Consider the following 13,266-nt stretch of genomic DNA (forward strand, 5'->3'; position numbering starts at 1 on the left):
CGCCCTGCCATCCAGTCTTGGCGCGCGGCGCTCGGCGCTAACTTCTGAACAGCCGCGAATACTGGGTCTCGTGCTGGGCGCTGGCCAGCGCCAGGCCGGGCAGCGCCGGGCCGAGTTCGTCGTCGGCAAGCCGTAGCGCCTCGTCCACCGCGGACACCAGGGCCGGGCGCAGCCGCTCCACCAGGCGTTGAGCGGCGGTATGGCCGAGCGGCAGTGCCTTGCAGGCCACCGCCAGCTGGTTCTCCAGCCAGGCCCAGGCGAAGCCGAGCAGCGCCTGGCGCGGGGCGATGCCACGCACCCGGGCCGCCCAGGCGAAGACCGTCACATAGCCCGCCTCAGTGGGGAGCCCCGGCTCGTCTGGCGTGAGCCCCAGGCTGCCCAGCAGCCGCGTAAGCGACGCCCCCAGCCGCCTATCCTCGGCGGCCAGCTCCGCCGTTTCGCGATTGGCGGCGAGCCACCGATCCCACGCCACCAGCGCCTCGTTATCGCCCTCGGCCCAGGCGGCATAAAGGCGCGCCAGGACCGGCAGCTCGCAGCGGGTCAGGCCGTCGTCGAGGACGCCTTCCAGCCAGTCGCCGAGGCTCGCCTCGTCCGTCACCCAGCCCAGCTCGAAGGCGCTCTCCAGCCCCTGGGAGAAGGCGAAGGCGCCGATAGGCAGCGCCGGGCTGACCAGTTGCAGCAGGCCCAGCAGCGCCAGATCATCGCCCTGCCCTCCGCCCGACTCAGTGGGCATGGTGGTGCTGATGCTCGTGGTCATGATCGTGGTGGTGATGTCCATGGGAGTGCCCATGCCCGCCCGACTGCTGGTAGGCCCCGGGCTCCGGATCGAAGGGCGCCCGATGGTGCTCCAGGCTCGCGCCCAGCCGCTCGGCCAGTTCCTCCAGCACATGGTCCGGCGGGAAGCGCACGAAACCGCCGCGCTCATCTTCGCCCAGGGCCAGCTGCACATGGCGGTTGCCCAGATGGTAGGCGAGTCGCGCCAGCGGCAGGCCGGCGGCAACCCGGGCGGTGACCACCGGCTCGTCGGCCGCCCTCACCCGCACGATCTCGCCGCCCTCGCCGCGTAGCCCCTCGCCGTCGCGCAGCACCGGTCCACGGTCCAGGAACAGCCCCAGCTCGCGGCCGCTATCGCTTTCCGCCTTGAGGCGGCCCAGCACGCGCCGCTCATAGGGCAGCGTCAGGGTGTCGGTGGCCCGGTCCGCCGCGATGGGCCCCAGGCGTTCGGTCAGTTTCAACATGGGTATCGTCTCGTTGAATTCAGTCACTGAGCCAAGCAGGCGACAGGTCGGCCCCCGTTGAGCCAACTTGCGCGGCCGCTGGCGACCCGGCCAGGACGACGCGGTCGATCTTCAGGGATGAAGATCGAGACGACCCGTCCGGGGAGAGCCGGTACAGGGAGGTACCGTCTCTCCGACCGCGGGAGGCCGGCCGGGACGCCAGGGTTTCGGACGCGTGGTGTGGCGAATACGGGTTCGGACCATGTCGATATTCCGCTTCCGCTTAAAACAGGTGATAGCGCTGAGCCAGCGGCAATTCTGTCGCCGGCTCGCAGGTCAACAACTCGCCGTCGCAACGCACCTCGTAGGTCTGGGGGTCGACGCTAAGCTCCGGGCAGGTGTCGTTAAGCTTCATATCCCCTTTCCTTACCCCCCTGACATCGCGGCAGGCCACCAGCCGGCTCGCCAGTCCCAGCCGCTCCTTGATGCCGGCATCCAGCGCCGCCTGGCTGACGAAGCTGACTCGGGTCTGGCTGGCGGCGCGGCCGAAGGCGCCGAACATCGGCCGGTAGTGCACCGGCTGGGGCGTGGGAATCGACGCATTGGGGTCGCCCATGGGAGCGGCGGCGATCATCCCCGCCTTGAGGATCAGCGCCGGCTTGACGCCGAAGAAGGCCGGGCTCCACAGCACCAGGTCGGCGAGCTTGCCCACCTCGATGGAACCCACCTCGTGAGCGATGCCGTGGGTGATCGCCGGGTTGATGGTGTACTTGGCGATATAGCGCCGGGCGCGGAAGTTGTCGGCGCCGAGCGCCTTATCCTCCGGCAGCAGGCCGCGCTGCACCCTCATCTTGTGGGCGGTCTGCCAGGTGCGGCACACCACCTCGCCGACCCGGCCCATGGCCTGGGAGTCGGAGGCGATCATCGAGATCACCCCCAGGTCCTGGAGGATGTCCTCGGCGGCGATGGTCTCGCGGCGGATCCGCGAGTCGGCGAAGGCCACGTCCTCGGGAATATTGGGGTCCAGGTGGTGGCACACCATCAGCATGTCCAGGTGCTCATCGATGGTGTTGACCGTATAGGGCCGGGTCGGGTTGGTGGAGGACGGCAACACATAGGGCTTGGCGCAGGCGGTGAGGATATCCGGCGCATGGCCGCCGCCGGCCCCCTCGGTGTGGTAGGTGTGGATGCCGCGCTCCTTGAAGGCCGCCAGGGTATCCTCCACGAAGCCCGACTCGTTGAGGGTGTCGGTGTGGATGGCGATCTGGACGTCATAGCGCTCGGCGACGCTAAGGCAGTTGTCGATGGAGGCCGGGGTGGTGCCCCAGTCCTCGTGGAGCTTGAGGCCCATGGCCCCGGCCTCGAGCTGGGCCTCCAGGGCCTCCGGCAGGCTGGCGTTGCCCTTGCCGAGGAAACCGATATTCATGGGCAGGTCGTCGACGGCCTGGAGCATCTTGCCCAGGTGCCAGGCTCCCGGGGTGCAGGTGGTGGCATTCGACCCCGTGGCCGGCCCGGTGCCGCCGCCCAGCATGGTGGTGATGCCGCTCATCAGCGCCTCCTCCACCTGCTGGGGGCAGATGAAGTGGATATGGGCGTCGATGCCGCCGGCGGTGAGGATCTTGCCCTCGCCGGCGATGATCTCGGTGCCCGGGCCGATCACGATCTCCACATCGGGCTGGGTATCCGGGTTACCGGCCTTGCCGATGGCCGCGATACGCCCGCCCTGGAGCCCCACGTCGGCCTTGACGATGCCCCACCAGTCGAGGATCAGGGCATTGGTGATCACGGTGTCCATCACGGCATCGTCATGGCGCTGGCTCTGACCCATGCCATCGCGGATCACCTTGCCGCCGCCGAACTTCACCTCCTCGCCGTAGTGGGTGGCGTCGCGCTCCACCTCGATCCATAGCTCGGTATCGCCCAGGCGCACCCGGTCGCCCACCGTGGGGCCGTACATATCCGCATAGGCCCGGCGGCTGATGGTATTGGGAGACGTCATGATTTCCCTCCTTTGCCATCGGGGTCGGAAGCAGACGGGGTTCGCGCATCGGCGGGCGCGGTAGAGAGCGCACCCATCACCTCGCCGCGGAAGCCATAGATATGGCGGCGGCCGACGAAGGGAATCAGCGTCACCCGGCGGGTCTGCCCCGGCTCGAAGCGAATCGCCGTGCCGGCGGCCACGTCGAGGCGATAGCCACGCGCCTTCACGCGATCGAAGACCAGCGCCGGATTGGCCTCGGCGAAGTGGTAGTGGGAGCCGACCTGGATCGGTCGATCGCCGGTATTGGCGACCTCGAGGGCGAGCCGCTCGCGCCCCGGGCAGAGTGCGAGCTCGGCGTCCTGCAACTGGTATTCACCAGGAATCATGGCCATCTCCTTAGACGATGGGGTCGTGGACCGTGACCAGCTTGGTGCCGTCGGGGAAGGTGGCCTCCACCTGCACCTCGTCGACCATCTCCGCCACCCCCTCCATGACCTCGTCACGGCTCAGGATCTCGCGGCCATGGCTCATCAGCTCCGCCACCGTGCGCCCGTCCCGGGCGCCTTCCAATATCTCGAAACTGATCAGCGCCACCGCCTCGGGATAGTTGAGCTTCAAGCCGCGGGCGCGGCGCCGCTCGGCCAGTTGGGCGGCCAGGAAGAGCATCAGCTTGTCTTTGTCTCTGGGGGTGAGTTCCATGGGCCTCTCCAGGCAGATGTCAGGTAAACCAGATTCGTGGCGGCTGCGCCTCGCGGCCGACTAACCGTGGGCGCAACACTCGCCAGGCGGCCTCGCAGAGCGTCCAGGCCTCGTTGCGCTCCTGGCCCAGGTAGCGCAGCAGCAGCACCCCGTGGCGCAGCGTCACCGCCCAGCGGGGGCTGGCCGGCAGGGCCTCGCGCAGCGCCTCGATCGCCTCAATCGCCGCATCCAGCCCCACCGCCCAGAGGGTCGCCTGGACGCTGGCACCGCCCTGCCCCCAGCGCCCGCGAAAGCGCGGATGCCGGGGGTCCAGCGGCTGGCGCTCCAGCCATAGCGGCCGGCCGTCGCGGCGCAGGGCGAAGCGCTGCTCGATGCGCCCGCTGACATAGGGCAGGCGGCTCGCCGGACGCCCCAGCGCCAGCACTTCCCAGCCCAGGCAGCGGGCGTTTCCGGAGAGTTCGACGGTGGTGACCTGCTCGCCCCAGGAGCCATCGAAGGCGATCGTCTCTTGGGGCAGCCATTCGAGGACGCCGCCATCGGCCACCTCGAGCTCGGTATGTTGCCGCCAGGCCACGCCATGGCTATCGGCCCGGTAGAGCTTGTTGGCCGCCGGCGTGGTCAGCAGCGCCCGGGCCCCCGCCCCGACCTCTGCCTGGATGGTCAGGGCATCGCCGCTGACCAGCCCGCCGGGGGGGTGCAGCAGATAGACATGGCAGGCTTCATCCCGCCCCTCCGGATAGAAGGGACGCTGGACCCGCAGCGGTCCCTGGTGACGCGCCCTGACCATCCGCGTGGCCCCCTGGCGCGCCGCGAAGCCGAGCGCCAGCGACGCTGCCCAGCGGCGGCGGGCATCGAAGCGGTGACCGGAGTCGAGGCCTGGCGGGGTGACTGGCGGGGTGGCCGTCATCGGCGAGCGTCCTGTTGGCTGGCATTCACAGCTCTTCAGCAAGCCTCGTACCAGTTTGGTGAATTTATTATTTTTAATATACAAATCAAATGGTTATATTGTATACCTCGACGTATCCAGGAGCCGAAGCGCACCATAGAAAGGCCACCACGGGGCGCGCTGGGCACCACAAGAGTGCGTAAATCACTACCAGGCACCGTCAGGGTGCAAGGCCCCGGCTCGGCTCACTCGAGGCGGCGATTAGACGCTCAGATGCTCCTTGATCAAGGCCTCGGAGAGCTCCTCGATGCCGCCCTTGGCCACCGGGCGGCCACGATCCAGGATCACGAAGCGGTCGGCATACTTGCGGGCGAAGGGCAGCTTCTGCTCCACCAGCAGCACCGTCAGGTCATCCTCGGTGATCAGCCGGCGGATCACCTCGCCGATCAGGGTGACGATATTGGGCTGGATGCCCTCCCCCGGCTCATCGAGGATCAGCAGGCGGGGCTCGATCACCAGGGCGCGGCCGATGGCCAGTTGCTGCTGCTGGCCCCCGGAGAGGTCGCCACCGCGGCGGTGGCGCATCTCCTCGAGCACCGGAAACAGCTCGTAGGCGCGCTGGGGAATGGTGCGGCGGCCGTCGCCGCGAGCGGCCAGGCCGGTGCGCAGGTTCTCCTCCACCGTCAGCAGCGGGAAGATCTGCCGGCCCTGGGGCACATAGCCGATGCCCAGTCGCGAGCGCGCCTCGACGCGCTGGCGGGCCAGTTCCACGTCATCGGCGTAGCGGAGGCTGCCGGAGGCCACGGCCACCTCGCCCATGATCGCCTTCATCAGGGTGGTCTTGCCGACGCCGTTGCGGCCCATCACGCAGGTGCACTGCCCCGCCGGCACCGTCAGGTCCAGGTCCCAGAGGGTGTGACTCTCGCCGTAGTACTGGTTCAACTGGTCGATCTCGAGCATCAGGCGATCTCCTCCTCGGCACCCAAGTAGACCTCGATGACCCTGGGGTCGCTGGACACCTGATCCATGCTTCCCTCCGCCAGCACGCTGCCCTGGTGCAGCACCGTCACGGTGCGGGCGATGGAGCGCACGAAGCCCATATCGTGCTCCACCACCACCACCGACTGCTGGCCGGCGAGCCCCGTCAACAGCTCGGCGGTGCGCTCCATCTCCTGCTCGGTCATGCCGGCCACCGGCTCGTCCACCAGCAGCAGGCGCGGCCGCTGCATCAGCAGCATGCCGATCTCCAGCCACTGCTTCTGGCCATGGGAGAGGATCCCCGCGGGCCGCTGGCGCAACTCGCCGAGGCCGATGGTGGCCAGCACCTCGTCGATGCGCTCGCGCCCCTCGCCGCTCAGGCGGGCGGTGAGGGTCGGCAGGATGCGTTTGTCGGCGGCCATCGCCAGTTCCAGGTTCTCGAACACGGACAGCGCCTCGAACACCGTGGGCTTCTGGAACTTGCGGCCGATGCCGAGGCTGGCGATCTCCGGCTCATTCAGGGTCAGCAGGTCGTGGCGGCTGCCGAACCACACCGAGCCATGGTCGGGGCGGGTCTTGCCGGTGATGATGTCCATCATGGTGGTCTTGCCGGCGCCATTGGGGCCGATGATGCAGCGCAATTCCCCGTCGTCGATGGTCAGGTTGAGGTCGTTGATCGCCTTGAAACCATCGAAGCTCACGGTGACGTCCTCCAGGTAGAGGATGGGACCGTGGCGCACATCTACCGGGGAGGCGGCGGGGACCAGGAAATCGAAGACGCGATCGCGATCGACCAGTTGTTGCAGCAGGTTCATGCGGAGACCTCCTTGCCGGTCGTTCCCTCGTCATGCTGGCGACGCCGGCCCTGGACGCGATAGGCGAGCAGCCCCGCCACGCCCCTGGGCAGCAGGACCGTCACCAGCACGAAGAGCCCGCCGAGGGCGAACAGCCAGGCGTCGGGCATCACCCCGGTGAACACCGTCTTGGCATAGTTGACCAGGATGGCCCCGATCACCGCGCCGTAGAGGGTCGCCCGACCGCCGAGTGCCACCCAGAGCACGATCTCGATGGAGAACAGCGGCGAGAATTCGCTGGGGTTGATGATCCCCACCTGGGGCACATAGAGGGCGCCGGCCAGGCCGGCGAGCATCGCCGAGACCACGAAGACGAACAGCTGCACCCGCTCGACCCGGTAGCCGAGGAAGCGGGTGCGCGCCTCGGCGTCGCGGGTGGCCACGCAGACCCGGCCGAGCTTGCTGCCGACGATGGCCCGACACAGCACATAGCCCAGGGCCAGCGCCACGCCGCTGGCGATAAACAGGCCCAGGCGAGTGGCGTCGCTTCTCAGGTTGAAGCCGAGGATCTCGCGGAAGTCGGTAAGGCCGTTGTTGCCGCCGAAGCCCATCTCGTTGCGGAAGAAGGCCAGCATCAGGGCGAAGGTCAGCGCCTGGGTGATGATCGACAGGTAGACCCCGGTGACCCGGGAGCGGAAGGCCAGGAAGCCGAACACCAGGGCCAGGGCCCCCGGCGCCAGCAGCACCATCGGGAAGGCGAACCAGGCCATGTCGAAACCGGCCCAGTACCAGGGCAGGCTCTGCCAGTCGAGGAACACCATGAAATCCGGCAGCTCCGGGTGCCCGTAGACCCCGCGGTCGCCGATCTGGCGCATCAGGTACATGCCCATGGCATAGCCGCCGAGGGCGAAGAAGGCGCCATGGCCCAGGCTGAGGATGCCGAGATAGCCCCACACCAGGTCCACCGCCACCGCCAGCAGGGCATAGCTCAGGTACTTGCCGAACAAGTTAACGGTATACGCATTGATATGCAGCGGGTGTCCCTGGGGCACGGCGACGTGCAGCACCGTGACCAGCACCAGGGCCCCCAGCAGCACGCCGAGGAAGCGCCGCGTCGAGCGCTCGTTGAAGGGTCGTGTCAGCCACATGATCGGTTAGCCCTCCGCCGCCCGGCCCTGCTGCGGGAAGAGTCCGCGGGGGCGTTTCTGGATAAACAGGATGATCAACACCAGCACGATGATCTTGGCCAGGACGGCGCCCGCCCAGGGCTCCAGCACCTGGTTGATGACGCCCAGGGAGAGGCCCGCCACCAGGGTGCCCCAGAGGTTCCCCACCCCACCGAGTACCACCACCATGAAGGAGTCGATGATGTAGTTCTGGCCCAGATTGGGCCCCACGTTGGTGAGCTGGGAGAGCGCCACCCCGGCGAGCCCCGCCACCCCGGAGCCCAGGGCGAAGGTGAGGATATCGACGCGGGTGGCGCGGATCCCCATGGCCCGCGCCATGGCGCGGTTCTGGGTCACGGCGCGCACCTCGAGCCCGAGCCGGCTGCGGCGCATGATCAGCATCAGGGCGGCGAACACCAGCAGGGCGAAGCCGAGCACATAGAGGCGGTTGAGGGTCAGCGACAGGGCATCGTTGATGGCGATGGAGCCACTCATCCACTCCGGGGTCACCACGCTGCGGTTGAGCGGCGAGATGACGGTGCGCACCAATTGCTGGAGGATCAGGCTGATGCCGAAGGTGGCCAGCAGGGTCTCCAGCGGCCGCCCCTTGAGGAACTGGATGACCCCGCGCTCGATGGCCACGCCCGCCAGCGCCGCCACCAGGAAGCCGGCGGGAATCGCCAGGAGCAGCGCCAGGCCGGGCTGGCCGGGGAGCAGCTGCTGCATGGCCCAGGTGGTGTAGGCGCCGAGCATGATCAGCTCGCCGTGGGCCATGTTGATCACCCCCATCACCCCGAAGGTGATGGCCAGGCCGATCGCCGCCAGCACCAGCACCGAGCCCAGCGACAGGCCGAAGTAGAGGGTCTCCACCGCGCGATTGACCTTGAGCAGCTGCTCGATGGCGTTCAACGCGCTACCGGCCGCCGCGGCGAGTGCCGGATCATCGCCGCCGGCGGCACGGCTGAGTGCCACGCGCACCCGCGGATGCAGGCTGCCTTCGAGATCGGCCACGGCGGCCACCTCGCCCTGCTCCAGGCGATACACCGCCAGGGCCTGGACCAGCCGCCGGCGTACCCCGCTATCCGTTTCGGCCTCGATCACCGCAGCCAGGGGCGCGGCCAGCTCGGCATCCACCTCGCCGAGCAGGCGCTCGGCGGAGGCGCGCCGCTGGTCGAGGTCGGGAGAATGCAGATCGACCACGGCGATGGCGCTGCGCAGCTGGTTGCGCAGGGCATTGTTGATGCCGAGACGCTCCAGGTCACGGCGCGATATCTCGCCCAGCGGCTCGCCGGTCAGGGCATCCGCCACCGGCCAGTCGCGGCCGCGGTTGTCGAGCACCACCACGAAACGCCCCGCCTCGGTGCGCTGCAGGCGGCCATCGAGCAACGCCTGGAGCCAGTCCCGGGCGCGGGGGTCGCCGTTGCCGACGATGGCCTCGATGGCGTGGGCCTTGTCGGCATAGGCGCGCACGTCAAGGGCCTCCAGCAGGGCGATGGCCTCGGCCTCCCGCTCGCCCTGGGCCTGGGCGCCCATGGGTAGCATCAGCAGGCATAACAGCAGAAGCAGCAAGGCGCGGCGGACCGGGCCGCTGGCCGCGCCACACCTTGCCTCGACCGGCCGCGGCCGGGGGACATTGCTCATCGGGCTTTCCTCGGTAGTCGGAATCATCGGCAGGCGTGCTCCCCCGCCGGACCTGCGGCGGGGGATGGAGCCCGTCGGACCCGACGCTGATCCGGGACGATCGGTCAAATCCGACGGGCTCCCGGGACTCACTCGGCCAGCGCCACCTCGGCCTCGGCGGCGGCGTTGCTGCCGCCGCAGCTGCCATTGGCCACGTTGAAGTTGCCGCAGCGCAGCGGGGCGCGCCAATCGCCGATCAGGTCCCGGGAGCCGGGCAGGTAGTCGGACCAGGCGTCGCCGGCCACGCTGGACGGGGTCTGCCAGACGATGTCGAACTGGCCGTTGTCCTGCACCTCGCCAATCAACACCGGCTTGGTGATGTGGTGGTTGGGCATCATCGCCGCATAGCCGCCGGAGAGGTTGGGCACGGTGACGCCGATGATGGCGTCCTTGACGGCGTCGACGTCGGTGGTGCCGGCCTTGCGCACCGCCTCGGCCCACATATTGAAGCCGATATAGTGGGCCTCCATGGGGTCGTTGGTGACCGCCTCCTCGTCGCCGGTCCAGTCGATCCAGGCATCGATGAAGTCATAGTTGGCGTCGCTGTCGACGCTCATGAAGTAGTTCCAGGCGGCCAGGTGACCGACCAGCGGGCCGGTATCGATGCCGGAGAGCTCCTGCTCGCCCACCGAGAAGGCGATCACCGGGATGTCGGCGGCATCGACGCCCTGGTTGGCGAGCTCACGGTAGAAGGGCACGTTGGCATCGCCGTTGATGGTGGAGATGACCGCCGTGGGCTTGCCTTCGGCGCCGAAGCGGCGCACCTCGGCGACGATGTTCTGCCAGTCGGAGTGGCCGAAGGGGGTGTAGTCGACCAGGATGTCCTCCTCGGCCACGCCATGCTCCTCCTGGAGGTAGGCCTCGAGGATGCGATTGGTGGTGCGCGGGTAGACATAGTCGGTGCCGAGCAGGACGAAGCGCTCGATGCCCACCTCATCGATCAGGTAGTCGACGGCGGGAATCGCCTGCTGATTGGGCGCAGCCCCGGTGTAGAAGACGTTCTCCGAGGACTCCTCGCCCTCGTATTGCACCGGGTAGAAGAGCAGGCCGTTGAGCTCTTCCACCACCGGTAGCACCGCCTTGCGCGATACCGAGGTCCAGTTGCCGAAGATCACGTCGACCTCCTCCTGGGCGAGCAGCTCCCGGGCCCGCTCGGCGAACAGCGGCCAGTTGGAGGCCGGATCCACCACCACCGCCTCGAGGGGCCGGCCCAGCAGGCCGCCCTCGGCATTCTGCTGCTCGATCAGCATCTCCACGGTGTCCTTGAGGGTCGATTCGCTGATCGCCATGGTGCCGGACAGCGAATGCAGGATGCCGACCCGGATGGGGTCCGCGTCCTGGGCCTGGGCCTGGGCGACACTCGCGCCCGCGATCGACAGGGCCAGGACCGAAGCGGCCAGGATCTTGTTGTTGTGACTCGGGGTCATGGGACTCTCCTGAGGGTCATAGGTGTTGTCGACAGACCATGGGCCTGCGCTTGGCTGTCGTAGCGCGGGGTCATGGCGTTCCCCACACCATTTCCTCCCCGGCACGCCGGCCGCGGGCTTCGTGCAGCCCATGCAGGGTGATCTGGCAGACCAGGTCGTTGCATAAGCCGCGCCACAGCACTCTTTGGCTAGAAAATTCGTTGATATTCATCATATTGCCGGCCTTCCCCCGCCCCCCAGGCCGCCCGGGGGCGTGGCATTCGCCCCATGAGGGGACATGGCCGAGGCGCGGCCTGCACCAATCCCGGGCGGGAGTGGCCAGGCCTGCACCGGGCACGAGAAAGGGCGCCCCATTTGGGGCGCCCTTTCTCGTACTTTATGGAGGTTGTCGGTGAATCAATCGACCGGGTAGAAGGCCTCCTCGGCCAGGCCCATCAGCGGCTCGGCACCGCCCTGGATCCGCGCCTCCAGGCTCAGCGCCTTGGGCAGCTGGCGGCTAAGGCCGAATAAAGGGCCGGCCCATCGGGGCGCTCCTGGCAGGTCTCGCATCAATCGACAGGGTAGAAGGCCTCCTCGTCCAGGCCCATCAGCGGCTCGGCGCCACCCTGGATCCGCGCCTCCAGGCTCAGCGCCTTGGGCAACTGGCGGCTAAGGAAGTAGCGCCCCACCGCCAGCTTGGCACGATAGAAGGCCTCGCCGCCGGGGCCATCCGCGGCCAGGCCGTGACGGGCGGCCCGGGCCATCTTCCACCACATCCAGGCGTAGGCCACCAGGCCCAACAGCTCCAGGACGTCGGTGGCGGCGGCACCCAGCTCGTCGGGATCCGCGGCGCCGCGCGCCAGCAGGCCATCGCTCACCGCCTCCAGGCGGGCCAGGGCCTGGATGGCGGCGTCGCGGAAGTCGGCGATCTCGGCGTCACCCCCCTCGGCCAGATCGGCGCGCATCGCCGCGGCGAAGCGCGCCAGGTAGGCGCCGCGGTTGCGGGCCAGCTTGCGCCCCACCAGGTCCATGGCCTGGATGCCGTTGGTGCCCTCGTAGATCATGGCGATGCGCGCGTCGCGCACATACTGCTCGGCGCCCCACTCCACGCAGTAGCCGTTGCCGCCATAGAGCTGCTGGGCGGTCACCGTGGCCTCGAAGCCGCGATCGGTGAGGAAGGCCTTGGCCACCGGGGTCAGCAGCGCCACCATCTCATCGGCCTGGTCGCGCACCGCCGCCTCGGGGTGGAACTTGGCCAGGTCGAGCTGGCCGGCGACGAAGGCGGTGAAGGCCCGCCCGCCCTCGTTCCAGGCCCGGGCCTCCAAGGCCATGCGGCGCACGTCGGGATGCACCAGGATGGGATCGGCGGCGGCCTCGGGCTCGGCGGGCCCGCTCGGGGCGCGGCTCTGACGGCGCTCCCGGGCGAAGTCCATGGCGCTCTGGTAGGCCACCTCGCCGAGGCCCAGGCCCTGGATGCCGATGGAGAGGCGCTCGTAGTTCATCATGGTGAACATGGCGGCCAGGCCCTGGTGGGGCTCGCCGATCAGGATGCCCTCGGCGCCGTCGAAGTTCATCACGCAGGTGGCGCTGCCCTTGATGCCCATCTTGTGCTCCAGGCCGCCGCAGCTCAGGGCGTTGCGCTCGCCGAGCTCGCCCCGCGCGTCGACCCTGAACTTGGGCACCAGGAACAGCGAGATCCCCCGGGAGCCCGCCGGGGCGTCCGGCAGCTTGGCCAGCACCAGGTGGACGATATTCTCGGCCAGGTCGTGCTCGCCGCCGGTGATCCAGATCTTGGTGCCGGTGATGGCGTAGCGTTGCTCGCCCGGGGCTGCGTCGCCAGGGGCTGGCAGGGGTTCGGCGCGGGTATTGATCAGCCCCAGGTCGGTGCCGCAGTGGGGCTCGGTGAGGCACATGGTGCCCAGCCACTGGCCGGCATGCATCTTCGGCAGGTAGCGCGCCTTGGTGGCCGCATCGGCGTGGCTGTCGAGCAGCAGGGTGGCGCCGCTGTTCAGCGCCGGATAGAGGGCGAAGCCGGTATTGGTGGCGTAGAGCATCTCCTCGAAGGCCACGGTGAGCTGCTTGGGCATGCCCTGGCCATCATGCTCCGGGTTGCCGCCCAGGCCGAACCAGCCCCCCTCGGCCAGGGTCGCGAAGGCGGCCTGGAAGCCCGTCGGGGTCCGCACCTCGCCGCCTTCGAAGCGACAGCCCTCGGCATCGCCGCTCTGGTTGAGGGGAAAGAGCTCGGCGCCGGTGACCCGGGCGCCCTCCTCGAGGATCGCCTCGGCCAGGTCCGCATCCAGGGCCTGGGTGGCGGGCATGGCGGCCCAGGTCTCGGGCGCCTGGAAGACCTCGTTGAGGATAAAGCGCATATCGCGAAGCGGGGCGCGGTAGCTGGCCATGGGATTCTCCTTGGGCTGTGATCGAGAGCGGCTCACGAATTAAACACTTGTTTTAATCAT

14 protein-coding genes are annotated in these 13,266 nt (G+C 68.7%); all 14 read right to left on the reverse strand.

What is annotated here, in order from left to right; translation table 11 throughout:
• Positions 1-37: 37 nt before the first annotated feature.
• A complete protein-coding gene (locus tag ACZ5EF_RS11475; RefSeq protein WP_346064223.1) occupies positions 38-733 on the reverse strand; it encodes an urease accessory protein UreF in 696 nt (231 codons plus the stop codon).
• Complete coding sequence (ureE, locus tag ACZ5EF_RS11480) at positions 723-1,238, reverse strand: urease accessory protein UreE (protein ID WP_346064222.1); 516 nt, start codon at positions 1,236-1,238, stop codon at positions 723-725. Before ureE ends, ACZ5EF_RS11475 begins: the two co-directional genes overlap by 11 nt.
• A gap of 262 nt (positions 1,239-1,500) precedes the next feature.
• Entirely contained in the window at positions 1,501-3,216 is a 1,716-nt protein-coding gene (ureC, locus tag ACZ5EF_RS11485) for an urease subunit alpha (RefSeq protein ID WP_346064221.1), read from the reverse strand.
• Entirely contained in the window at positions 3,213-3,584 is a 372-nt protein-coding gene (locus tag ACZ5EF_RS11490) for an urease subunit beta (protein ID WP_346064220.1), read from the reverse strand. The genes ureC and ACZ5EF_RS11490 overlap by 4 nt, the downstream gene beginning before the upstream one ends.
• Positions 3,585-3,594: 10 nt before the next feature.
• Entirely contained in the window at positions 3,595-3,897 is a 303-nt protein-coding gene (locus tag ACZ5EF_RS11495; protein WP_346064219.1) for an urease subunit gamma, read from the reverse strand.
• A 19-nt stretch (positions 3,898-3,916) separates the two neighbouring features.
• Positions 3,917-4,804, reverse strand: a complete 888-nt coding sequence (locus tag ACZ5EF_RS11500) for an urease accessory protein UreD (RefSeq protein ID WP_346064218.1) — start codon at positions 4,802-4,804, stop codon at positions 3,917-3,919.
• Between the two features lie 240 nt (positions 4,805-5,044).
• Entirely contained in the window at positions 5,045-5,743 is a 699-nt protein-coding gene (urtE, locus tag ACZ5EF_RS11505; protein ID WP_346064217.1) for an urea ABC transporter ATP-binding subunit UrtE, read from the reverse strand.
• Positions 5,743-6,576, reverse strand: coding sequence for an urea ABC transporter ATP-binding protein UrtD (urtD, locus tag ACZ5EF_RS11510; RefSeq protein ID WP_346064216.1), 834 nt, complete (start codon positions 6,574-6,576; stop codon positions 5,743-5,745). Before urtD ends, urtE begins: the two co-directional genes overlap by 1 nt.
• The gene (urtC, locus tag ACZ5EF_RS11515) at positions 6,573-7,703 is read right to left on the reverse strand and encodes an urea ABC transporter permease subunit UrtC (protein WP_346064215.1); all 1,131 of its coding nucleotides are present in this window, start codon (positions 7,701-7,703) and stop codon (positions 6,573-6,575) included. The genes urtD and urtC overlap by 4 nt, the downstream gene beginning before the upstream one ends.
• Before the next feature lie 6 nt (positions 7,704-7,709).
• The gene (gene urtB / locus ACZ5EF_RS11520; protein WP_379730140.1) at positions 7,710-9,263 is read right to left on the reverse strand and encodes an urea ABC transporter permease subunit UrtB; all 1,554 of its coding nucleotides are present in this window, start codon (positions 9,261-9,263) and stop codon (positions 7,710-7,712) included.
• A gap of 227 nt (positions 9,264-9,490) precedes the next feature.
• Entirely contained in the window at positions 9,491-10,828 is a 1,338-nt protein-coding gene (urtA, locus tag ACZ5EF_RS11525) for an urea ABC transporter substrate-binding protein (protein WP_346064213.1), read from the reverse strand.
• Positions 10,829-10,898: 70 nt separating this feature from the next.
• Positions 10,899-11,042, reverse strand: a complete 144-nt coding sequence (locus ACZ5EF_RS11530) for a hypothetical protein (RefSeq protein ID WP_346064212.1) — start codon at positions 11,040-11,042, stop codon at positions 10,899-10,901.
• Positions 11,043-11,224: 182 nt separating this feature from the next.
• A complete protein-coding gene (locus ACZ5EF_RS11535; protein ID WP_346064211.1) occupies positions 11,225-11,377 on the reverse strand; it encodes a hypothetical protein in 153 nt (50 codons plus the stop codon).
• Positions 11,377-13,206 carry an acyl-CoA dehydrogenase C-terminal domain-containing protein gene (locus tag ACZ5EF_RS11540; protein WP_346064210.1) on the reverse strand — a complete coding sequence of 610 codons (1,830 nt, stop codon included), beginning with the start codon at positions 13,204-13,206 and terminating at the stop codon, positions 11,377-11,379. The genes ACZ5EF_RS11535 and ACZ5EF_RS11540 overlap by 1 nt, the downstream gene beginning before the upstream one ends.
• Between the last annotated feature and the right edge of the window lie 60 nt (positions 13,207-13,266).

The organism is Bisbaumannia salifodinae (assembly GCF_055388505.1).